At 71.3% G+C, this 22,551-nt stretch carries 21 protein-coding genes, 1 rRNA gene, 1 pseudogene and 1 riboswitch; of the genes and pseudogenes, 12 read left to right on the top strand and 11 right to left on the bottom strand.

What is annotated here, in order from left to right; all coding sequences use genetic code 11:
- The 11 genes from rrf to AB0927_RS39165 form a co-directional block, all read left to right on the top strand.
- A 5S ribosomal RNA gene (gene rrf / locus AB0927_RS39115) occupies positions 1-94 on the top strand; the annotation flags it as partial.
- Positions 95-202: 108 nt separating this feature from the next.
- Positions 203-811 (top strand): CDP-alcohol phosphatidyltransferase family protein, encoded by a 609-nt coding sequence (locus tag AB0927_RS39120; RefSeq protein WP_366672625.1) that lies wholly within the window; start codon positions 203-205, stop codon positions 809-811.
- Positions 812-925: 114 nt separating this feature from the next.
- Positions 926-3,421: a mannose-1-phosphate guanyltransferase gene (locus AB0927_RS39125; RefSeq protein WP_366672626.1), complete on the top strand. Its 2,496-nt coding sequence runs from the start codon at positions 926-928 to the stop codon at positions 3,419-3,421.
- 207 nt (positions 3,422-3,628) lie between these two features.
- Positions 3,629-4,573, top strand: coding sequence for a DUF881 domain-containing protein (locus AB0927_RS39130; protein WP_366672627.1), 945 nt, complete (start codon positions 3,629-3,631; stop codon positions 4,571-4,573).
- The gene (locus AB0927_RS39135) at positions 4,570-4,902 is read left to right on the top strand and encodes a small basic family protein (protein ID WP_003988855.1); all 333 of its coding nucleotides are present in this window, start codon (positions 4,570-4,572) and stop codon (positions 4,900-4,902) included. Before AB0927_RS39130 ends, AB0927_RS39135 begins: the two co-directional genes overlap by 4 nt.
- Positions 4,903-4,906: 4 nt before the next feature.
- A complete protein-coding gene (locus AB0927_RS39140; protein ID WP_366672628.1) occupies positions 4,907-5,863 on the top strand; it encodes a DUF881 domain-containing protein in 957 nt (318 codons plus the stop codon).
- Between the two features lie 190 nt (positions 5,864-6,053).
- Positions 6,054-6,884 carry an FHA domain-containing protein gene (locus AB0927_RS39145; RefSeq protein ID WP_366672629.1) on the top strand — a complete coding sequence of 277 codons (831 nt, stop codon included), beginning with the start codon at positions 6,054-6,056 and terminating at the stop codon, positions 6,882-6,884.
- A 42-nt stretch (positions 6,885-6,926) separates the two neighbouring features.
- On the top strand, positions 6,927-7,664 hold the full coding sequence (locus AB0927_RS39150) for a MerR family transcriptional regulator (protein WP_366672630.1): 738 nt from the start codon (positions 6,927-6,929) through the stop codon (positions 7,662-7,664).
- Between the two features lie 88 nt (positions 7,665-7,752).
- Entirely contained in the window at positions 7,753-8,226 is a 474-nt protein-coding gene (locus AB0927_RS39155; protein WP_026253112.1) for a bifunctional nuclease family protein, read from the top strand.
- A 287-nt stretch (positions 8,227-8,513) separates the two neighbouring features.
- Positions 8,514-9,161: a MerR family transcriptional regulator gene (locus tag AB0927_RS39160; RefSeq protein WP_366672631.1), complete on the top strand. Its 648-nt coding sequence runs from the start codon at positions 8,514-8,516 to the stop codon at positions 9,159-9,161.
- 114 nt (positions 9,162-9,275) lie between these two features.
- Positions 9,276-10,682 carry a DNA polymerase IV gene (locus AB0927_RS39165; protein ID WP_366672632.1) on the top strand — a complete coding sequence of 469 codons (1,407 nt, stop codon included), beginning with the start codon at positions 9,276-9,278 and terminating at the stop codon, positions 10,680-10,682.
- Positions 10,683-10,728: 46 nt separating this feature from the next.
- Here AB0927_RS39165 and AB0927_RS39170 read toward each other — a convergent pair whose 3' ends face one another.
- A complete protein-coding gene (locus AB0927_RS39170; protein WP_366672633.1) occupies positions 10,729-11,097 on the bottom strand; it encodes a PRC-barrel domain-containing protein in 369 nt (122 codons plus the stop codon).
- 118 nt (positions 11,098-11,215) lie between these two features.
- Positions 11,216-11,311, top strand: a riboswitch (glycine riboswitch).
- A 177-nt stretch (positions 11,312-11,488) separates the two neighbouring features.
- Between AB0927_RS39170 and gcvP the strand changes: the two genes are divergently transcribed.
- A complete protein-coding gene (gene gcvP / locus AB0927_RS39175) occupies positions 11,489-14,374 on the top strand; it encodes an aminomethyl-transferring glycine dehydrogenase (protein ID WP_366672634.1) in 2,886 nt (961 codons plus the stop codon).
- Between the two features lie 79 nt (positions 14,375-14,453).
- Here gcvP and AB0927_RS39180 read toward each other — a convergent pair whose 3' ends face one another.
- From AB0927_RS39180 to AB0927_RS39225, 10 genes and pseudogenes are all read right to left on the bottom strand, one after another.
- Entirely contained in the window at positions 14,454-14,873 is a 420-nt protein-coding gene (locus AB0927_RS39180; RefSeq protein ID WP_366672635.1) for a TOBE domain-containing protein, read from the bottom strand.
- Between the two features lie 28 nt (positions 14,874-14,901).
- The gene (locus tag AB0927_RS39185) at positions 14,902-15,915 is read right to left on the bottom strand and encodes an ABC transporter ATP-binding protein (protein WP_366672642.1); all 1,014 of its coding nucleotides are present in this window, start codon (positions 15,913-15,915) and stop codon (positions 14,902-14,904) included.
- A 143-nt stretch (positions 15,916-16,058) separates the two neighbouring features.
- The gene (modB, locus tag AB0927_RS39190; protein ID WP_366672636.1) at positions 16,059-16,898 is read right to left on the bottom strand and encodes a molybdate ABC transporter permease subunit; all 840 of its coding nucleotides are present in this window, start codon (positions 16,896-16,898) and stop codon (positions 16,059-16,061) included.
- On the bottom strand, positions 16,895-17,719 hold the full coding sequence (gene modA, locus AB0927_RS39195) for a molybdate ABC transporter substrate-binding protein (protein WP_366672637.1): 825 nt from the start codon (positions 17,717-17,719) through the stop codon (positions 16,895-16,897). The genes modB and modA overlap by 4 nt, the downstream gene beginning before the upstream one ends.
- A gap of 137 nt (positions 17,720-17,856) precedes the next feature.
- On the bottom strand, positions 17,857-18,255 hold the full coding sequence (locus AB0927_RS39200; protein ID WP_366672638.1) for a helix-turn-helix transcriptional regulator: 399 nt from the start codon (positions 18,253-18,255) through the stop codon (positions 17,857-17,859).
- Between the two features lie 22 nt (positions 18,256-18,277).
- The gene (locus AB0927_RS39205) at positions 18,278-20,236 is read right to left on the bottom strand and encodes an amino acid transporter (protein WP_366672639.1); all 1,959 of its coding nucleotides are present in this window, start codon (positions 20,234-20,236) and stop codon (positions 18,278-18,280) included.
- Positions 20,237-20,518: 282 nt separating this feature from the next.
- A complete protein-coding gene (locus AB0927_RS39210) occupies positions 20,519-21,076 on the bottom strand; it encodes a hypothetical protein (protein ID WP_366672640.1) in 558 nt (185 codons plus the stop codon).
- Between the two features lie 132 nt (positions 21,077-21,208).
- Positions 21,209-21,739 carry a universal stress protein gene (locus AB0927_RS39215; protein ID WP_366672641.1) on the bottom strand — a complete coding sequence of 177 codons (531 nt, stop codon included), beginning with the start codon at positions 21,737-21,739 and terminating at the stop codon, positions 21,209-21,211.
- Between the two features lie 174 nt (positions 21,740-21,913).
- Complete coding sequence (locus tag AB0927_RS39220; protein ID WP_366672643.1) at positions 21,914-22,120, bottom strand: DUF5999 family protein; 207 nt, start codon at positions 22,118-22,120, stop codon at positions 21,914-21,916.
- Positions 22,121-22,407: 287 nt separating this feature from the next.
- Positions 22,408-22,551: pseudogene (locus AB0927_RS39225) on the bottom strand (IS701 family transposase); the annotation flags it as partial.

Here is a 22,551-nt window from a genome sequence, read left to right on the forward strand (position 1 = left end):
AACGCCCGGTTACATTCCGAACCCGGAAGCTAAGCCTTTCAGCGCCGATGGTACTGCAGGGGGGACCCTGTGGGAGAGTAGGACGCCGCCGAACTCCTTTTAAAGCTCCGGCTCTTGGGCATCAGTCCGAGAGCCGGAGCTTTTTTGCGTTGGGGTAAAGTCAGGGAGCATCGTTGGCTCGTTTCCCACAGGAGGCTCCCGGGTGGAGGTCCAGGAGACCCGTGTCCAGACAGACCGGGTCCTCACCATCCCCAACATCCTCAGCATGGCGCGGCTCGTCGGCGTACCCCTGTTCCTGTGGTTGATCCTCAGGCCGGAGTTCGGGGGCCCCAAGAGTGATGGATGGGCTCTTCTCGTGCTGGCCTTCAGCGGAGTCAGCGACTACCTGGACGGCAAGCTCGCCCGGCGCTGGAACCAGATCAGCAACCTGGGCCGGCTCCTCGACCCGGCCGCCGACCGGCTCTACGTGCTGTCCACGCTGGTCGGCCTCACCTGGCGGGAGATCCTCCCGGTCTGGCTGACCGCCCTGCTGCTCGCCAGGGAGCTGATGCTCCTGGTGATGGTGGGGATCCTGCGCCGGCACGGCTATCCGCCGCCGCAGGTCAACTTCCTCGGGAAGGCGGCCACGTTCAACCTCATGTACGCCTTCCCGCTCCTGCTCCTCAGTGACGGAAGTGGTTGGATCGCGTCACTGGCCGCTGTTTTCGGATGGGCGTTCGCAGGATGGGGTACAACGCTCTACTGGTGGGCAGGAGTGCTCTACGTGGTACAAGTCCGCCGATTGGTCCGCGCGGACGCCATGGCCGATTGAGCTCGGCGATTGTCCTGACGTAACGCCTCAATGGCCCGCTGTGCAAAAGTGCGGGACAATCTGGACGGGTGAAGTCGGCTAGACCGTCGTCTCTCAGAGGAGGACGCTTCCGACATGAAGGCCGTCGTGATGGCCGGAGGCGAAGGCACCCGCCTGCGCCCCATGACCTCAAGCATGCCCAAGCCGCTCCTGCCCGTGGTGAACCGCCCGATCATGGAGCATGTGCTACGGCTGCTCAAAAGGCACGGGCTCACCGAGACCGTCGTCACCGTGCAGTTCCTTGCCTCGCTCGTCAAGAACTACTTCGGTGACGGCGAAGAGCTCGGCATGGAGCTCACATACGCCAATGAGGAGAAGCCACTCGGTACCGCCGGAAGCGTCAAGAACGCCGAAGAGGCGTTGAAGGACGATGCCTTCCTCGTCATCTCCGGTGACGCCCTGACCGACTTCGACCTCACGGAGCTGATCAATTTCCACAAGGAGAAGGGCGCGCTCGTCACGGTCTGCCTGACCCGCGTGCCCAACCCCCTGGAATTCGGCATCACCATCGTCGACGAGGAAGGCAAGGTCGAGCGCTTCCTGGAGAAGCCGACCTGGGGACAGGTCTTCTCCGACACCGTCAACACGGGTATCTACGTCATGGAGCCGGAAGTTTTCAACTACGTGGAACCCGATGTCCCGGTCGACTGGTCCGGCGATGTCTTCCCGCAGCTGATGAAGGAGGGCAAGCCGATCTACGGCTTCGTCGCCGAGGGCTACTGGGAGGACGTCGGCACGCACGAGAGCTACGTCAAGGCCCAGGCCGACGTCCTCGAGGGCAAGGTCAACGTCGACATCGACGGCTTCGAGATCTCCCCGGGCGTCTGGGTGGCCGAGGGCGCCGAGGTGCACCCCGACGCCGTGCTGCGCGGACCGCTGTACATCGGCGACTACGCCAAGGTCGAGGCCGGCGCGGAGATACGCGAGGACTCCGTCGTCGGCTCGAACGTCGTCGTCAAGAGCGGCGCCTTCCTGCACAAGGCCGTCGTCCACGACAACGTCTACGTCGGCCAGCACAGCAATCTGCGCGGCTGCGTCGTCGGCAAGAACACCGACATCATGCGGGCCGCACGCATCGAGGACGGCGCGGTCATCGGCGACGAGTGCCTGATCGGCGAGGAGTCGATCGTGCAGGGCAACGTCCGGGTCTACCCCTTCAAGACCATCGAGGCCGGCGCCTTCGTCAACACCTCGGTCATCTGGGAGTCCCGCGGCCAGGCACATCTCTTCGGCGCCCGCGGCGTGTCCGGCATCCTGAACGTGGAGATCACACCCGAGCTGGCCGTCCGCCTCGCCGGCGCGTACGCGACCACGCTCAAGAAGGGCTCCACCGTCACCACGGCCCGCGACCACTCCCGAGGCGCCCGGGCGCTCAAGCGCGCGGTCATCTCGGCGTTGCAGGCGAGCGCCATCGACGTCCGCGACCTGGAGAACGTGCCACTGCCCGTGGCCCGGCAGCAGACCGCGCGCGGCAGCGCCGGCGGCATCATGATCCGTACCACGCCCGGCGTCCCGGACTCGGTCGACATCATGTTCTTCGACGGACAGGGCGCCGACCTGTCCCAGGGCGGGCAGCGGAAGCTGGACCGGGTCTTCGCGCGCCAGGAGTACCGGCGGGCGTTCCCCGGCGAGATCGGCGACCTGTACTTCCCCTCCAGCGTCTTCGACTCGTACACCGGATCGCTGCTGCGCAACGTGGACACCAGCGGGATCCCCGACGCCGGCATGAAGGTCGTCGTGGACGCCTCCAACGGCAGCGCCGGCCTGGTGCTGCCCAGCCTGCTGGGCAAGCTCGGGGTGGACTCCCTGACCATCAACCCGGGTCTCGACGAGTCCAGGCCCACCGAGACCGCCGAGATGCGGCGCAGCGGCCTGGTGCGCCTCGGCGAGATCGTCGCGTCCTCGGGCGCCGCGTTCGGCGTGCGCTTCGACCCCGTCGGCGAGCGGCTGTCGCTCGTGGACGAGAAGGGCCGGATCATCGAGGACGACCGGGCGCTGTTGGTGATGCTGGACCTGGTGGCCGCGGAGCGGCGCAGCGGCCGGGTGGCGCTGCCCGTCACCACGACCCGCATCGCCGAACAGGTGGCCGCCTACCACGGCACCCAGGTCGAGTGGACCACGACGTCGCCCGACGATCTCACTCGTGTGGGTGGCGAGGAAGGCACCATCTTCGGCGGCGACGGCAAGGGCGGGTTCATCGTCCCCGAGTTCGGCAGCGTCTTCGACGGTACGGCCGCGTTCGTACGGCTGATCGGGCTCGTGGCGCGGACCCAGCTCACCCTGAGCCAGATCGACGCGCGGATCCCGCGGGCGCACGTGCTCAAGCGGGACCTGGCGACGCCCTGGGCCGTCAAGGGCCTGGTGATGCGCCGGGTCGTCGAGGCGGCCGGGGACCGTTCGGTCGACACCACCGACGGGGTGCGGGTCGTGGAGACCGACGGGCGCTGGGTGATGGTGCTGCCCGACCCGGCGGAGGCGGTCACCCATCTGTGGGCCGAGGGCCCGGACGACGCCTCCGCGCAGGCCCTGCTGGACGAGTGGTCCGGCGTCGTGGACAGCGCCGGGCGCTAAGCACCCGCACCCAGGCCGCTCGAAGCCGCCTGGGAGGTCGCTCCGGGGCGCCTTGGGGCTCCCCGGAGCCGACCGCGCCCTGGCGCTGGTCAGGGCCGTGAAACCGCCGCACACGCGCGTGCCGGACTAGTGCCTCCAAGGGGGGCCTGTCCGGCACGTCGGTGGGGCCATTCGGAGTATCGCGCGCGACATGCGACGATGTGCGGCATGCCGCAGCAACCCCCCGTTCGGAGCAGCGCCGCGCGGCCGCGCCGTCCGGACGCCTCCATGTCGTTGATCACCAACGTCATGGACCACAGCCTCGACGACGGGTACGCCGAGGCCGCCGCCCGGAAGAAGTCCTGGGGCGAGGGCGGCCTGCCGAAGACCCTCCGGGCCAAGCTGGGCCTCGCGGGCGGCCTCGTCCTCGCGGCGCTGGTCGTGACCGTCGGGGCGGCGCAGGCGCGGGTGGCGGCGCCCGTGGTGGCCAAGGAGCACCAGGAGCTGATCGACCGGGTCGACAAGGAGACCGGGGACGCGGACAAGCTCAAGAGCAGCGTCGACAAGCTGCGTGACGACGTCAGCGCACGCCAGCGGGCGGCGCTGAGGTCGAGCGGCGGCAGCGCCGAGGCGGACCTGGTGGGCATGCTGTCGGGTGCCACCGAGGTGCACGGCCCGGGCGTCAAGCTCGTGGTGAACGACGCCAAGGAGGCCAGCACCGGCGGTGACGGCACCAATCCGCGGGAGACGGCGGGGTTCTCCGACACCGGCCGGGTGCGCGACCGTGATCTGCAGCGCGTGGTCAACGGGCTGTGGGCGTCCGGCGCCGAGGCCGTCTCCGTCAACGGGCAGCGGCTGACCGCCCTGTCGGCGATCAGGGCCGCCGGAGACGCGATCCTGGTCGACAACAGGCCGCTCGTGCCGCCGTACACCGTGCTGGCGGTGGGGGACGGGCCCGGACTGAGCAGGGGATTCCAGGACGGTGCCGACGGGCTGTACCTGCACGCCCTGGAGCAGAACTACGGCATCCGCGCCACCATCTCCACCGAACGTGACGTCCGGCTGCCCGCCGCGCCGAGTGTGATCGTACGCACGGCACAGCCGGTACCCGGCAAGACCGAGAACACCGAGAACACCGGAAACACCGAGAAGACGGAGAAGGGCACATCGTGATCGCCGTACTGGGCCTCGTCGTGGGAGTCGTGGCCGGCCTGTTGGTCCGGCCCGAGGTTCCGGCGGTCGTGGAGCCTTACCTGCCGATCGCCGTCGTCGCCGCGCTGGACGCCGTCTTCGGCGGTCTGCGGGCCATGCTGGACGGCATTTTCGACGACAAGGTCTTCGTCGTGTCGTTCCTGTCGAACGTGGTCGTGGCGGCCCTGATCGTGTTCCTGGGCGACAAGTTGGGCGTGGGCGCGCAGCTGTCCACGGGCGTCGTGGTCGTCCTCGGCATCCGCATCTTCTCCAACGCCGCGGCGATCCGGCGGCACGTCTTCCGGGCATGAGGCGATGAGCGACCAGCACAACGGCCCCGGGTACGGCGGCCAGGAGAACCACCGCGACGAGCACTACGGCCATGCGCGCGAGGGCCACGAGCACCATGGCCACGCGCACGGCGGCAAGGAGCGCGGCGAGCACGCGGCCGGGCCGGGAAATCGGCTGCGCAGGGAGCTGCCGGCCGAGGTGCCGGCCCCGGCGCCCGGGGCCGGGCAGGAGGGGGCCGTTCCGCGGCCGGACGACGCGCTGACCGGCCGTCAGCGGCTCGTCAAGGGGCTGTGGCCGCCGCGGGTCAGCCGGCCCCAACTCATCGTCGCCCTGCTTCTCTTCGGCCTCGGCTTCGGCCTGGCCGTCCAGGTGGCGTCCAACAGCGACACCGACAGCGCGCTGCGCGGCGCGCGTCAGGAAGATCTTGTTCGCATCCTCGATGAACTGGATTCGCGTACTCAGCGTCTTGAAGACGAGAAGCAGGGACTCGAAAAGCAGCGGTCGGAGCTGCAGAGCAGCTCCGACCAGGCCGCGGAGGCACGCAAGCAGACCGCCGAGAAGGAACGGCAACTCGGCATCCTCGCGGGCACCGTGGCGGCTCAGGGTCCCGGCATCACCATGACGATCGAGGACACGAAGGGGACGGTCCAGTCGGACATGCTGCTCGACACCATCCAGGAGCTGCGCGCGGCCGGCGCGGAGGCGATCCAGGTCAACGGCGTGCGCGTGGTGGCCAACACCTACTTCGTGGACGCGGGCAAGAGCGTGAGCGTGGACGGGAACAAGATCAACGCCCCTTATCGTTTCAAGGTCATCGGCAAACCGCAGGATCTCGAACCGGCGCTGAACATCCCGGGGGGTGTGGTGCAGACTCTGGAGAAGGAGCAGGCCACGGTCTCCGTCGCACAGTCGGGCAAGATCGTCGTGGACGCCTTGCGACAGGCGAAGCAGCCTGACTACGCTCGGTCGTCCTCCCAGTGAACCGGCGGTGCATGGGGGCAGTCCGGCAGGGGCATGAGGTTGCGGGGGGTCGGCGCACCGACGAGGTGACGCGTGGTGGAAACTGTCTGGTGGGCGCGGACGTTGTGAGGGTGTCCGGGTCGGCCGGTGTCGGCAATCAGGGTTCGTCCTGCCCCACGGGCGGGTCTGTTTCGGTCAAGGGGAATCGCCCGTGAAGTTGTTTGCGAAGTGGTTCGGCAAGAGCGCGCGAGAGAGCGGCGAGAACGCGACCGCTCGTCATCGCGCACAGCCTGACGTACAGGGTCAGCGGCCGCTGTACCGGGACCAGGTGGCTGGTCCGGGCGGTGACATTTCGGGAGGCCAGGGCGCGCCGTCAGTTGACCCTGCCCAGTCCCGCGGCATAGGTTTCGGGCAACCGTCAACCTCAAGTACGGGTGGAGACTTTGCTCCCGGCCCGTACGCGTCCAACGCCCCGGCGGGGCAGCCGCGGCAGGAGGATCCGTCCATGTCGGTCCTGGTGTGTACGAGGTGCGGTAACCGCAACGCGGAGAACGCCCGCTTCTGTTCCAACTGCGGCGCGCCGCTGCGTCCCGGAGCCGTGCCCGAGCGCGCCTCCGAGACGACGTCCACGATCTCGATCTCCGGACTCGAGGCCTACGACGCGGAGGCGACCGGTCAGACGCCGCTCCCGCTGCTGTCGCCGGAGGCGCAGGCCGCGGTGGAGGCGCTGCCGGCGGGCTCGGCCCTGCTGGTGGTGCGCCGGGGCCCGAACTCGGGCAGCCGCTTCCTGCTCGACGGCGACCTGACGACGGCCGGCCGTCACCCGCAGAGCGACATCTTCCTGGACGACGTGACGGTCTCGCGCCGGCATGTGGAGTTCCGCCGCTCGCCGGACGGTTCGTTCACCGTCGCCGACGTGGGCAGCCTGAACGGCACGTACGTCAACCGCGAGCCGATCGACCAGGTCGCCCTGCAGAACGGCGACGAGGTGCAGATCGGCAAGTACCGGCTGGTGTTCCACGCGAGTCGGCAGGGCTTCTGACCCGCCCCCGGACACGCTCCGGGGGCAACCCAGGGAAGGTCCATGCTTCAAACACCGAGCGGCGGTGCCGGAAGCGGTTCCGCCGCCAGGGACAGTGGGCTGATGAGCATCGGCACGGTGCTGAACGTGCTGCGCGAGGAGTTCCCCGAAGTCACCATCTCCAAGATCCGTTTCCTGGAGGCGGAGGGGCTCATCGAACCGCAGCGGACCCCTTCGGGGTACCGCAAGTTCAGCGCCGGTGACGTCGAGCGCCTCGGACACGTCCTGAGAATGCAGCGGGACCACTATCTGCCGCTCAAGGTGATCCGCGAGCATCTCGACGCCATGGAGCGGGGCGAGGCCGCCCCGCTGCCGGTGGTCGGGCGCCAGCGCGCCGGGGACGACGCCCTGGAGGTGCCGGAGGGGCCCACGGTGGCCAGGATCGGCCGGGCCGAGCTGCTGTCGGCCGCGGACATCGGCGAGGCCGAGCTGGAGGAGTGGCAGGCGTACGGGCTCCTGGTCCCCCTGGCGGACGGGTCGTACGACGCGGAGGCGGTCACCGTGGCCTCGCTCGTCGCCGAACTGGGGCGCTTCGGGATCGAGCCGCGCCACCTGCGGGTGATGAAGGCGGCCGCCGACCGGGAGGCCGGGCTGGTCGATCAGGTGGTGGCCCCGCTCAAGCGGCACCGCAACCCGCAGACCAGGGCACTCGCCGAGGCTCGTACGAAGGAGCTGGCGACGCTCACGACGAAGCTGCACGCGGCCCTGGTGAAGACCGCCCTCGGAGTGCGTCTTCCCTGATCCGGGGATGGCCCGCGAAGGGCCGGATCAGGCGGCCTCTCCGGGCCCCGACTACCCAAACGTCCCGGGCACGGCCTAGGGTTGCTGTGTGAACGAGCTCGATGTCGTAGGTGTCCGGGTCGAAATGCCCTCCAACCAACCGATCGTGCTCCTGCGCGAAGTGGGGGGCGACCGTTACCTCCCCATCTGGATCGGGCCGGGGGAGGCGACGGCGATCGCCTTCGCCCAGCAGGGCATGGCCCCGGCCAGGCCGCTGACCCACGACCTGTTCAAGGACGTGCTGGAGGCCGTCGGCCAGGAGCTGACCGAGGTACGCATCACCGACCTGCGGGAAGGCGTCTTCTATGCGGAGCTGGTCTTCGCCAGCGGGGTCGAGGTCAGCGCCCGCCCCTCCGACGCCATAGCGCTGGCCCTGCGCACCGGCACGCCGATCTACGGCAGCGACACGGTGCTGGACGACGCGGGGATCGCCATCCCGGACGAGCAGGAGGACGAGGTGGAGAAGTTCCGCGAGTTCCTCGACCAGATCTCGCCCGAGGACTTCGGCACCAGCAGCCAGTGAGGCGGCCGGAGCGTACGAGTGGCTCATGAGGGCCCTGGCCTGCGAGGCCGGGGCTTTCGGGGGTCCGTGCGCGGTCCGCCGCAGGCCGGTTCCCGGGGCAATTGCCAGCGGCGAGTGAGAGCGTCTTCCGGGTCCCCGCGAGGGCATTCGGCTAGCCTTTCCCCGCGGTGGGACACGGGAAACCACTCCTTGGGTGATTATCACTCGGCGTGCCGAGTGTGGCGATCGTTGACGCACCCCTGGTGACTGCCTACCGTCGAGAAGGCAGGTCAAGGACGGAGGTCGGCGTGAGAACCAGCGGCGACGGTACGGCTGGGGGTGCTCCCGTGCGCGGTTACGGGGAGAGCGGTCCGTACCCGGTTCACAGCAGCGCGGTGGATCACGCTCCGCAGCGACCGACGGCGGTGCCGGGCGGCGAAGGGGCGGCGTCCATGACGTCCGAGGAGGAGATCGGCTACCGGGGGCCCACGGCCTGTGCGGCGGCCGGCATCACCTATCGACAGCTCGACTACTGGGCGCGCACGGGCCTGGTCGAACCGAGCGTGCGGCCCGCGTACGGGTCGGGTACCCAGCGGTTGTACAGCTTCCGGGACGTCGTCGTCCTGAAGATCGTCAAGCGGTTCCTGGACACCGGGGTCTCGCTGCAGAACATCCGGTCGGCCGTGCAGCACCTCAGGGAGCGCGGTTTCCGCGACCTGGAGCGCATGACGCTCATGAGCGACGGCGCGACCGTGTACGAGTGCACCTCGCCGGACGAGGTCCACGCGCTGCTCCAGGGCGGTCAGGGCATCTTCGGGATCGCGGTCGGCGTGGTGTGGCGGGACGTGGAGAGCGCCCTGTCGCAGCTGCACGGCGAGCGCGTCGACACGGGCGAGACGCTGGTCGGGCACAACCCGGCGGACGAGCTGGCGCGGCGCCGCAACCGGGCGGTCTGACCGGCCCCGAAAGGGCCCTGGACCGGCTCCGGCTCCGGTCCTGACATGCGGCCCTGACGCGACGGGTGCCCGGGCGCGGTCGCGTTGTCAGTGCCGTGGTGCAGGATCGGAGACGTGAGGAACGCGCCCACGATCCTGCATCTCGACATGGATGCCTTCTACGCCTCGGCGGAGCAGGCGTCCAAGCCGAGCCTGCGCGGGAAGGCGGTCGTGGTGGGTGGCCTCGGGCCGCGCGGGGTGGTGGCCACGGCGTCGTACGAGGCGCGGGCCTTCGGGGTGCACTCGGCGATGCCCATGGCCCAGGCGCGGCGGCTGGCGCCCCACGCGGCGTATCTGGTGCCGCGCTTCGGTCTCTACCGGGCGGTCAGCGAGCAGGTGATGGGGCTGCTGCGGGAGCTGTCGCCGCTGGTGGAGCCGCTCAGCCTGGACGAGGCGTTCGTGGACCTGGCGGCCTCGGGCGCGGCGTCGGACGCGGAGTCGGCGCGCCGCGCGGGGGTGCGGCTGCGCGAGGACATCCGTGCCGTCACGGGGCTCACCGGGTCGGTGGGGCTCGCCGCGTCCAAGATGCTCGCGAAGATAGCCTCAGAGCGGGCCAAGCCGGACGGTCTGGTGCTCATCGAGCCGGGCACCGAGCGGGCGCTGCTGGGGCCGCTGCCGGTGCGGACCCTGCCGGGGGTGGGGCCGGCCACGGGGGACCATCTGCGGCGGGCCGGGATGACGACCGTCGAGGAACTGGCCGAGGCGGGGGAGGACGAACTCGTACGACTGGTCGGCAAGGCGCACGGGCAGGCGCTGTACGCCATGGCCCTCGCGCGGGACGAGCGGCCCGTGGTGGCCGAGCGGGAGACCAAGTCGGTGTCGGTCGAGGACACGTACGACGTGGACATCCACGACCGGTTGCGGATCGGCCTGGAGGTGCGGCGGCTGGCGGACCGGTGCGTGCGGCGGCTGCGGGAGGCGAGGCTGTCCGGCCGGACGATCGTGCTGAAGGTGCGGCGGTACGACTTCTCGACGCTGACCCGCTCCGAGACGCTGCGCGGGCCCACGGACGACCCGGCGGTGGTGCGGGAGGCGGCCGAGCGGTTGCTGGAGTCCGTGGACACGACGGGTGGGGTGCGACTGCTCGGGGTCGGCGTCTCGGGGCTCGCCGACTACACCCAGGAGGACCTCTTCGCCCAGGCGGCGAGACCCTCGCGGGCGGTGCCGACGGCCCAGGAGCCGGTGCCCGAGCCCGCCGCCGAGGCGTCGGTGCCGGAGCAGCCGCACTGGCGGGCCGGTCAGGACGTGACGCATGCCGAGTTCGGTCACGGGTGGGTGCAGGGGAGCGGGGTCGGCCGGGTGACGGTGCGCTTCGAGACCCCGCAGTCGCCGCCGGGGCGGGTGCGGACGTTCCTGGTGACGGACCCCGACCTGCGGCCGGCGGACCCGCTGCCCCTGGTTCCGACGGCCGCCGCCGGTTCGCCCGCCGGTGACCGCCTGCCGAGCCGCACGGACGGGTCCGGGGCGTCGGCCGGGCGGTGACTGCCACGGGCGGGGCATGCGCCCCGGGGTCGGGAGGGGCCAGGTGCTATGTCTCCTCGGAGCCCGCCAACTTGCCGAAGTCGTGGTCCGCGGCCGGGCCGGGGGTCACGTCGAGGCCGTAGTGGTGGTAGAGCTGGAGTTCCTGCTCGGGGGAGAGGTGGCGGCCCACGCCGAAGTCGGGGGCGTCCTTGATCAGGGAGCGGTCGAAGGGCACGTGGAGGGTGCCCTCGACGAGTTCGCTGGGCTCCAGGGGGACGAACGCGTCGCGGGAGAAGAGGCCGGTGCGTATGGCCGCCCATTCGGGGACGCCGGTGGCGTCGTCCAGGTACACCTCGTCGATGGTGCCGATCTTGGTGCCATTGCGGTCGAACGCCTTGCGGCCGATCAGGTTGCGCGGATCGATGTCGGTCTGCACGGTCCCTCTCCCTCCAATTGGTCGCAACTCATCCGTAAGCACTACGAAAGAGCACATTCAGTGCGGCGGCCACTTGAGAACCAGCCGTTGACCTCGCTGGTAGGCTGATTGCGGCTGCTGACCCCATGCGGGAGAGTCCTCCGACCCACCTCGGAGGCGCCGAAGGAGCAAATCCTCCCCGGAATCTCTCAGGCTCACGTACCGCATGGACGAGGTCACTCTGGAAAGCAGGGCGGGTGTCGACGGCTTCCGCTCTCACCGACGGTGAAAGCCGGCGCCCCTGTCGGGTGTCCGGTGAAGCTCTCAGGTCGAGATGACAGAGGGGGAGGCCGTCCGGGCACCCGCGCCGTGGTGCCCCTCGAAGGTCGCGTCAGACCAGGAGGCCTCCGCAATGACCGCCCATCGCATTCCGCTCTCCGAGCTCGAAGCGGGCATCCCCTTCGAACAGCGCCACATCGGGCCCGACCAGGAGTCGCGGGCCAAGATGCTCGCGCAGGTCGGCTACGGCTCCCTGGACGAGCTGACCGCCGCCGCGGTGCCGGATGTGATCAAGAACGCCGACGCCCTCGACCTGCCGGGCGCCCGGACCGAGGCCGAGGTGCTGGCCGAGCTGCGCTCGCTCGCCGACCGCAACCAGGTCCTCGGCTCCATGATCGGCCTGGGTTACTACGGCACCTTCACCCCGCCGGTGATCCTGCGCAACGTGCTGGAGAACCCGGCCTGGTACACGGCCTACACGCCCTACCAGCCGGAGATCTCCCAGGGCCGCCTGGAGGCCCTGCTGAACTTCCAGACCATGGTCGCCGACCTCACCGGTCTGCCCACCTCCGGCGCCTCCCTGCTGGACGAGGGCACGGCCGCCGCCGAGGCCATGGCGCTGTCCCGGCGCATGGGCAAGAACAAGAAGGGCCTGTTCCTGGTCGACGCGGACGCCCTGCCGCAGACCATCGCCGTCATCCAGACCCGCGCCGAGCCGACCGGCGTCGAGGTCGTCGTGGCCGACCTCGGCGCGGGCATCCCGGCCGACATCGCCGCTCGTGACATCAACGGCGTGCTGATCCAGTACCCCGGCGCCTCGGGTGCCGTGCGCGACATCAAGCCGGTCATCGAGCAGGCGCACGAGCTGGGCGCGCTCGTCACCGTCGCCGCCGATCTGCTCGCCCTCACCCTGCTGACCTCCCCGGGCGAGCTGGGCGCCGACATCGCCGTCGGCACCACCCAGCGCTTCGGCGTCCCGATGGGCTTCGGTGGCCCGCACGCGGGCTACATGGCGGTGCACGAGAAGTTCGCCCGCAGCCTCCCCGGCCGCCTGGTCGGCGTGTCCGTCGACGCCGACGGCAACAAGGCCTACCGGCTGGCCCTGCAGACCCGTGAGCAGCACATCCGGCGCGAGAAGGCCACCAGCAACATCTGCACCGCGCAGGTGCTGCTCGCCGTCATGGCCGGCATGTACGCGGTCTACCACGGCCCCGAGGGCCTGAAGACCATCGCCCGGCGCACCCATCGGTACGCGACGCTCCTCGCCGAGGGCCTGAAGGCCGGCGGCGTCGAGATCGCGCACGGCGCCTTCTTCGACACCGTCACCGCGCGCGTGCCCGGCATGGCCGCCGAGATCGTCGCCGCCGCCCGGGACAAGGGCGTCAACCTGCGTCTGGTCGACGCCGACCAGGTCTCCGTCGCCTGCGACGAGACCACCACGCGGGCGCGGCTGGAGGCCGTCTGGTCCGCCTTCGGCGTCGAGGCCGACATCGAGGCGCTGGACGCGGCCGCCGGCGACACGCTGCCCGAGGCGCTGCTGCGCGGCGACGACTACCTCGCCCACCCGGTCTTCCACCAGCACCGCTCCGAGACCGCGATGCTGCGCTACCTGCGCAAGCTGGCCGACCGCGACTACGCGCTCGACCGCGGCATGATCCCGCTGGGCTCCTGCACCATGAAGCTCAACGCGACCACCGAGATGGAGCCGATCACCTGGCCCGAGTTCGGCGAGCTGCACCCCTTCGCGCCCGCCGAGCAGGCCGCGGGCTACCTCACGCTCATCCACGAGTTGGAGGACCGCCTCGCCGAGGTCACCGGCTACGACAAGGTCTCCCTCCAGCCGAACGCCGGCTCCCAGGGCGAACTGGCCGGTCTGCTGGCCGTCCGCGGCTACCACCGCGCGAACGGCGATGACCAGCGCACCGTCTGCCTCATCCCGTCCTCCGCGCACGGCACCAACGCCGCCAGCGCCGTGATGGCCGGCATGAAGGTCGTCGTCGTCAAGACCTCCGAGGACGGCGAGATCGACGTCGAGGACCTGCGGGCCAAGATCGAGCAGCACCGCGAGCAGCTGGCCGTGCTGATGATCACCTACCCGTCGACGCACGGTGTCTTCGAGGAGCACGTCGCCGACATCTGCGCCCGGGTGCACGAGGCCGGCGGCCAGGTGTACGTCGACGGCGCCAACCTGAACGCCCTGGTGGGCCTCGCCAAGCCGGGCCACTTCGGCGGCGACGTCTCGCACCTGAACCTGCACAAGACCTTCTGCATCCCGCACGGCGGCGGCGGTCCCGGCGTCGGCCCGGTCGCGGTCCGCTCGCACCTGGCGCCGTACCTGCCCAACCACCCGTTGCAGCCGGCGGCCGGCCCGGAGACGGGCGTGGGCCCGGTCTCGGCGGCGCCGTGGGGCTCGGCGGGCATCCTGCCGATCTCGTGGACGTACGTCCGGCTGATGGGCGGCGAGGGCCTCAAGCGCGCCACCCAGGTGGCCGTGCTGTCCGCGAACTACATCGCCAAGCGCCTGGAGCCGCACTTCCCGGTGCTGTACACCGGCCCCGGCGGCCTGGTCGCGCACGAGTGCATCATCGACCTGCGTCCGCTGACCAAGGCGACCGGCGTGAGCGTGGACGACGTGGCCAAGCGCCTGATCGACTACGGCTTCCACGCGCCGACCATGTCGTTCCCGGTGGCTGGCACGCTGATGATCGAGCCGACCGAGTCGGAGGACATCACCGAGCTGGACCGGTTCTGCGACGCGATGATCGCCATCCGCGCGGAGATCGAGAAGGTCGGCTCCGGCGAGTGGCCCGCGGAGGACAACCCGCTGCACCACGCGCCGCACACCGCGGGCGCGCTCGGCGGCGAGTGGACGCACGCCTACAGCCGCGAGGAGGCCGTCTTCCCGGCCGGGGTCTCGGTGGCCGACAAGTACTGGCCGCCGGTGCGCCGCATCGACCAGGCCTTCGGCGACCGCAACCTGGTCTGCTCCTGCCCGCCGCTGGACGCCTACGAGGACTGACCGAGGCGTGGTCCCGCGCGCGTAGTCACGCCCCCGAGGGCCCTGTCCGGACGTCCGACGTCCGGGTGGGGCCCTCGTTTTACGCGGTCGCCAGCGCCACTTCGGTCGCCTTGACCAGGGCCACCACGTCGGAGCCCACGAACAGGCCCAGCTCGGTGGCCGCGTCCTTGGTGATGGCCGCGGTCAGCTCACCGCCCGGGACGGAGATCCGCACGGTCGCCATGACGGCACCCGTGGTCAGCCCGACCACCGCGCCGGGAAGCTGGTTGCGGATCGACAGGCCCTCGACGTGGTGCGTGGCGACGGAGACCTCGGTCGACTTCACCAGGGCGCGCACCGGCACGCCGGGGGCGAGGGCCAGGTCCTCGGCGGCCGCCAGGGTGATGGCCGCGGTGAGGGCCTGGCCGCCGTCCAGACGGATCTCGACGGTGGCCATGGCCTCGCCCGGGTGGACCGCGGTGACGGTGCCGGGGAGCTGGTTGCGGATGCTCAGGGTCATGGGCACCCACCGTAGGGCGCCCGCCGGGTCAGGCGGGGTATGCGTGGGTCTGGGTCGCTTTGACTGTCGCCCAGACCGGTGCACCCGGGTGCAGGCCGAGATCGGCGGCGGCCGGCGTGGTGAGGTCGGCGGCGAGCGGCAGCTCACCCGTGAGGTCGGCGCGGATCTGGTCGCCGTGCGTCTCCAGGCCGGCCACCTCGCAGCGCCACAGGTTACGGGCGCTGGCACCGGTGGGCCGGTCCCGGAAGAGGGTCACGGCGGAGGGCGGGAAGGCCACGAAGGCCGGTCCGGACAGCGCCTCGGCGGTGGTGATCGAGGGCCCGGCGGCCAGCCGTACGGTGTGGCCCGCGGCCTTGCCCCGGTAGAGGTTGAGGCCGACGAGCCGGGCGATGTAGTCGGTGCGCGGGCGGCGGGCGATGTCGGCGGGGGCGCCCTCCTGGACGACCCGGCCGTGCTCCACCACCACCAGGCGGTCCGCGAGCACCATGGCGTCCAGCGGATCGTGGGTGACGAGGACGGCGACCGCCTCGAACTCGGCCAGATGGCGGCGGAGCTGGGCGCGGACCTCCAGCCGGGTACGGGCGTCCAGCGCGGCCAGCGGTTCGTCCAGCAGGAGCAGCCTGGGCCGGGTGGCCAGGGCGCGGGCGAGGGCCACGCGCTGGGCCTGGCCGCCGGAGAGCCTGCGGGGCCTCGCGCCCGCGTGCTCGGCGAGCCCCATGCGCTCCAGCCAGCCCGCGGCCACCGCGCGGGCCTCCGCCTTGCCCAGGCCCTGGCAGCGCGGCCCGAACGCCACGTTGTCCAGCGCGGACAGGTGCGGGAAGAGGAGATAGTGCTGGAAGACGACGCCGACCGGGCGGGACTCCGGCGGTACGCGCTCCAGCGGGGCGCCGTCCAGCCGGAGATGGCCCTCGCGCAGCGGCACCAGGCCGGCCAGCACGCGCAGCGCGGTGGTCTTGCCCGCGCCGTTGGGGCCCAGCAGGGCGACCACCTCGCCGGGCGCCGCCGTCAGGGCCACGTCCAGCCGGAAGCCGTCCCGGTCCACGACGAGCCGGGCGTCGAGCCCCGGCCGGTCGAGCCCCGGCCGGCCGGTCGCCCGGGGCTCGGGGGCGTCGGCGCCGGCCGAGGGCGCCGGGTTCTTGGCCGCGGGGCCGGCCGGCGGTGTCGTACCTCCTCCTTCCGGCACGGTCACACCCCCGTCAGCCATCGGTCGCGCAGCCCCGCCAGCACCGCGATGGAGACGGCCAGCAGGACCAGGCTCAGCGAGATCGCCGCCTCGGGGTCGTTCTGCAGGGCGAGGTAGACCGCGAGGGGCATGGTCTGGGTGCGGCCGGGGAAGTTGCCCGCGAAGGTGATCGTCGCGCCGAACTCGCCGAGCGCCCGCGCCCAGGCCAGCACGGCGCCCGCCGCGATCCCGGGCGCGATCAGCGGCAGCGTCACCCGGCGGAACGCGGTGAAGCGGGAGGCGCCGAGCGTGGTGGCCGCCTCCTCGAAGCGTGGGTCGGCGGCGCGCAGGGTGCCCTCCACGCTGATGACCAGGAACGGCATCGCGACGAAGGCCTCCGCGAGCACGACCCCGGTGGTGGTGAACGGCAGCGTGATCCCGAACCAGGCGTCGAGCCATCTGCCGACGACGCCGTTGCGGCCCAGGGCGAGCAACAGGGCCACACCGCCGACGACCGGCGGCAGCACCAGCGGCAGGGTCACCAGGGCGCGGACCAGACCGCGTCCGGGGAAGTCGGTGCGGGCCAGCAGCCAGGCCAGCGGCACGCCGAGGACGAGGCTGACGGCGGTCGCCGCGGTGGCGCTGACCAGCGACAACTGGAGCGCCTGCCACACTTCGGCGCTGGTCAGCTGGTGCGGCAGGCTCCGCCAGGGGGCGCGGACCAGCAGCGCGAGCAGGGGCAGCAGCAGGAAGGCGAGGGCCAGGACGCCGGGGAGGAGGAGGGGCAGGGGGACCCCGCGGCGGCCGGTGGCGTGGCCGCGGCGGGGTGTCGTACCGAGGCCGGAGCCGGCGGTGGGGGTCATGGCTTGAGGAACCCGGCCTCGCCCAGCACCCGCCGGCCCTCGGCGGACCGTACGAGGGCGATGAACGCCTTGGCGGTCTCCGGGTGCTCGGCGTTCTTCAGCAGGGCGATCGGGTAGTCGTTGACGGCCTTGGCGGACTCGGGGAACTCCACGCCCGCCACCTTGCCGCCCGCGGCGCGCACGTCGGTCCGGTACACCACCGCCGCGTCGGCCTCCTTCAGCTCGACCTTGTTCAGGGCGCTCTTGACATCCTGCTCGTAGGAGACCGGGGTCAGCTTGAGGTGGCCGGCGTCCAGGGCCTTCTGGGCGGCGGCGCCGCAGGGCACCGTCCTGTCGCACAGGACGACCTTCAGGCCGGGCTTGGTGAGGTCCTTCAGGGACGCGACCTTGCCGGGGTTGCCGGGCAGGGTGGCGATCTCCAACTGGTTGCGGACGAAGGTCACCGGGGCGCCGGTCGCGTCCTTGGCGTCCGTCACGGTCGCCATGGTCTTGGGGCTGGCGGCGGCGAAGACATCGGCTGGGGCGCCACCGGTGACGCTCGCGGCGAGGGTGTCGCTGCCGCCGAAGCTGAAGCGGACCTCGGTGCCCGGGTGCCGCTGCTCGAACTCCTTGCCCATGGCGGTGAAGCTCTCCTGGAGCGAGGCGGCGGCGAACACGGTGATGGTGCCGGACAGCTTGGCGGAGGCGGCACCCGGCTTGTCCGACGCGGCGTCCGAGGAGTCGGACGACGAGGAGCAGGCGCTGAGGGCCAGCAGGGCGGCGGCTGCCGCACCGGCCGGAAGCGGCAGCCGCCGGGTCCGGCGCGCGGAAGGGGTCGTCACGGTTCTGCTCCTCGCGTTGGGCGAATCTGCCGTGCCGCGATGATACTGCCGCATCTGCCAGGTGGAAGAGCCCTATCTCATCGCATGAGCAGCGAACTCGGGCGACGTGGCTAGCATGTGCGTCCTTGTCCGGCTGGTCACGAGCGGTCGATATGGACGTTTGTCGACTTCACTCGGGCCGTGGCCTCCACCCCGACCTCCAGGCCGAGTTCCTCGACGGCCTCACGGGTCAGCAGGGACACCAGCCGGTGGGGGCCCGCCTGGATCTCCACCTGGGCGGCGACGTCGCCGAGCTTGATGGCGGTGACGATGCCGGGGAAGGCGTTGCGCACGGAGGTGTGGGAGGTGGTCTCCTCCTCGCCGCTGCCGCCCTTGGCCAGTTCGACGGAGAAGGCGGCGAGGTCCCGGCCGTCGATGAGCCGCCGGCCCGCCTCGTCGCGATGGGTGGCCACCCGGCCCGCGTCGGCCCAGCGGCGGGCGGTGTCCGGGCTGACGCCGAGCAGCCGTGCCGCCTGGCCGATCGTGTAGGACTGCATGGCGAGAACGATAGGGCGCGGCTCAGCCCGTGTGCACACGCGGCCTGCGCGACCGGTTCCGTTCCGCCTCGCGCAGCACCTCGCGGGTGACCGGGGCGACCTCGCCCTGGCCGAAGAGGAAGAAGCGCAGGAAGTTGGCGAACGGGCTGCCCTCGGTCCACTCGAAGTAGATGTGCGGGGTGCAGCCGGTGACGTCGCGGACGTGCAGCAGCAGCGCCGCCAGGGCGTTCGGGATGGAGGCCGACTCCAGCGTCAGCACCCGGTAGCGCTCGTGCATGACCTCGCCGCGCACCGTCAGGCTCGCCTCGAACTCGGACGGGTCGGTGACCGTCACCTCGACGAAGACGAAGTCCTCCTGCTCCGGCATGTCGTTGTCGGCGCGGATCTGCTCGATCTTGTCGCGGTACTCGGCCTTGTCGCGGTGGCCGGGCTCGTTCGCGATGAACCGCATCTTGCGGCTGGCCATGTCCCGGATGAATCGTTCCGCCAGCGGATCGAGCGTCACGCTGGTCACGCGCAGCTCGAAGGCGCGGGCCAGCCGGGACAGCAGCGAGACCAGGATGATGCCGACGATGAAGCAGGCACCGATCTTCACGCCGTCGGGACGCTCGATGACGTTGACCACCGTGGTGTAGAGGAACACCACCGAGATGACGGCGAAGCCGATGGTCCAGCGGCGCTGTCCGGCCTTGCGCGCGGCGATGGTCACCGCGATCGCCGCGGAGCTGATCAGCACCAGCACACCGGTGGCGTAGGCACCGCCCTGCTTGTCCACGTTGGCGTCGAAGATCCAGGTCACCAGGAACGCGACCAGCGTGAAGACGATGACCATGGGGCGCACCGCGCGCGCCCAGTGCGGGGCCATGCCGTACCGGGGCAGATAGCGCGGCATCAGGTTGAGCAGGCCCGCCATGGCGGACGCGCCGGCGAACCACAGGATGCAGATGGTCGAGACGTCGTAGATCGTGCCGAAGGCGCCGCCGATGTACTGGTGCGCGAGATAGGCGAGGGCACGGCCGTTGGCCGGGCCGCCCGGCTGGAACTCCTTCTCCGGGATCAGCAGGGTGGTGATGAAGCTACTGGTGATCAGGAAGCAGCTCATGATGACGGCCGCGGTGGTCAGCAGCTTCTTGGCGTCCCGGATCCGGCCGGTCGGGTGCTCCTCGGTGTCGCCCGGGTCGCCCTTGACGTGGGGCATGACCGCGATGCCGGTCTCGAATCCGGACAGACCGAGGGCGAGTTTCGGGAAGACGATCAGGGCCACGCCGATCATCACGAAGATGTTCCCGTGCTGCGCGGTCAGGGCGTTGGTCCAGTCGGTGACCACGTGCTCGGCGGTGATGACGTGCCACAGGCCGACGATCACGACGACCATGTTGAGCACGAGATAGACGCCCACCAGGGCGACCGCGACCCCGATCGCCTCCAGGAAGCCCTTGAGGAAGACCGCGCCGAGCAGCGCCACGAGCAGCAGCGTGATGACCATCTGCTTGCCTTGCAGGGCGTTCGCCAGATGAGGGTTCTCCACCAGGTGGGTGGAGGCGTCGGCGGCCGACAGGGTGATGGTGATCAGGAAGTCGGTGGCCGCGAACCCCAGCAGGGTCAGCACGAACAGCTTGCCCTTCCAGAAGGACAGCAGCCGCTCCAGCATCGCGATGGAGCCCTCGCCGTGCGGGCTCTCCTCGGCCACGCGCCGGTAGACCGGCAGCGCGCCCGCCAGGGTGACGAGCACCAGCACGATGGTCGCGATCGGGGACACCAGACCGGCCGCGAGCGCGGCGATGCCCGGCTGGTAGCCGAGGGTGGAGAAGTAGTCGACACCGGTCAGGCACATCACCCGCCACCAGCGCTGGCCCTTGTGCGCAGGCTCGGGCTGGGCGTGCGGTCCGGTGAGGCCACCGCTCTTGCCCATGTCGGACAGGCCCTCCAGCATCCAGGCGCGCAGGCGGCCGGTACTGGGAGGGTGCTCGGTCGTGGCCATCGGTGTGCTCCTGGTGTGGGGCTCAGCTCTTTTCGGCCATCACACGGACGGCGGCACCAGCGTAAGCAGAGCGTGACGCCTGGGCCTCCGGATCCGAGGCGGGGCGGCGTCAATCTTGCGTTAAGAATGGCGCGGTGCCGTCAGGGCCGCATCAGGAAGCCGAGGCGGGAGCGGGTCACCAGGGGCTGGGTCGAACGAGTCGGCGAGGGGCGTCTCCGAGGGGTCGGTGACCACCGAGTGTCATCTTCCGGCGAGTCTTCCGGGGTGCCGTCCGCGGCCCGGTCACTCCAGGCCGGACGCCCGGAAGACCGCCCGGGCCGTCTCGCTGTCCAGGCGGCGCGCGAGCCGGTCGAGGTCGGCGGTGCCGCAGCGCAGGGTGCCGCCGGCCAGGGCCTGGCGGACGCCGTCGTCGAGGCGGTGCCACAGGACGGGGTTGCGGGCCAGCACCTCCGGATCGATCTCCACCCGGTCGCCCAGGAGGTCGCGCAGCACCAGCCGCCGGGTGACGCCGTCCAGCGGGCGGACCGCGACCAGCAGATCGGTGCGGACCCGGCGGGTGCGCAGCAGACGCCTGCTGGCCAGCCAGCCGTCCCCGGCGGACACCCGGGCCGGGTACAGGACGAGGAGCAGGAGCAGGGCCAGGGCACACCACAGCAGGCCCCGCCACCAGGTGAGCGAGCCCGCCGCGCCGTCGACGCAGAGCAGCAGCGCGAGCAGGGCGGCGGCGCAGCGCACGGAGGTGCGCACCTCGCCGGCCCACCCGCGGTCGTGCGCGACGGTCCCGGCGGTGGGCGGGTGGTGGCCCGCCGGCCGGGGCCGGGTGCGGTCGCTGTACTCCATGACCTCGACGGTAGTCAGCCGGGGGACGGGCGGCACGCTGCCCTGACGGCGCCTTGACGGCGGGGGCCGCGTTCTTGACGGGGCCCCTACGGTCTCGCGCCCTCTCGGCGGTTCGACGAGCCGCCGGCGCGTTCACAGGCCCCTGGTGTCCAGGGGCAGGTGCCAGGCGTTGCGCCGGTGGACGGCGAGCAGCTGGGACTCCAGCGGGGACGGCGGTACCGCGAGGACCGGGCAGCCGGCGTGGCCGAGGCAGTGCCGGCGGACCCGGCCGGAGAAGGGCCGCTGGAGGCCGCGCCGGCCCGCGCCCACGACCAGCAGGTCGTCCTCGCGGTCCGCGATCGCCACCAGCGCCCGGCCCGCAGCGCCGCGCACGACGAGGGCGCGCATCGGCACGCCGGGCCCCCTGCCGCCGAAGACCTCCTCCAGCACCGCGAGCAGCCGCTCCCCGGCCAGCCGCTGCCACTCCTCGTCGGGCACGGCCACGGCGGGCGAGCGGCGTCCGGCCGGATCGCCGCCCGGCGGTTCCCAGGCCAGCACCGGCCACAGCTCGGCCCCCAGCCGCCGGGCGAGCGGGCCGGCCCGCCGCAGGGCCGTGATGCTGCCCAGGGAGCCGCTCACCCCGACCACCACGCGCGCCACCACCAGGGCGTCGTGACCGGACATGACTCACCGTTCCTCACCGGTGTCCCGTGCCGTCTCCTTCCATCCCACCCCCGCGGCGGGGATACGACCAGCGGAGACGGGCCCGGTGCGCCCCGGAACGCGTCGGGGCCGGTCGCGCACCTGGTGGGTGCGGCCGGCCCGTCGGGTCGTCGCCGTCCTCGCGGGACAGCGGGGTCAGGCGGCGGTCATCACCTCGTCCACGCCGAGCGGGCGGTGCGGGGCGATGACGCGGCCGTCGGGCAGCAGCTCACCGGTGTCCTCGAAGAGCAGGACGCCGTTGCACAGCAGACTCCACCCCTGTTCCGGGTGGTGCGCCACGAGCCGGGCGGACTCCCGGTCGGCGGACTCGGCTGGCGGGCACGGCGGCTGGTGCTGGCACATGGGTGGGATCTCTCGCTCTGTGGTGGTCATGGCGTCCCCCGTCATGCAGTCGTTCGGAAGCCAGTGTTGCCCCACGGGCCTTGTTCCGCAGGGATTTCGAGGCACCGCTTCCCCGAGGGTGAGGACGCGTCACCCGGGCGGGCGGTTCGATCCAACTACCTGGTCATTTCGGGTGGTTCGCCCTGGCCGGGACGGACTAGTAGTGCTCCGTTAGGTCTGTCTTGATCTTGGTGTCGTCTTGCCGGGCAGACGTTGGTGGCAGGTGGTGCAGATCCCGGTCCAGCAGTTCAGCAGGTCTTGGAGGGTGTCGAGGATCTGGTAGAAGGTGAGTCCGGGGTGTCGGCTTTTGGGTCCAGCCGCTGCTCGGTGAGGAAGGCATGAGCGGCGGTGACGAGGGTGGTGTGGTGGTGCCAGCCGCGCCAGGAGCGGCC

The sequence above is a fragment of the Streptomyces sp. NPDC048106 genome (assembly GCF_040706415.1).
Classification (GTDB): domain Bacteria; phylum Actinomycetota; class Actinomycetes; order Streptomycetales; family Streptomycetaceae; genus Streptomyces.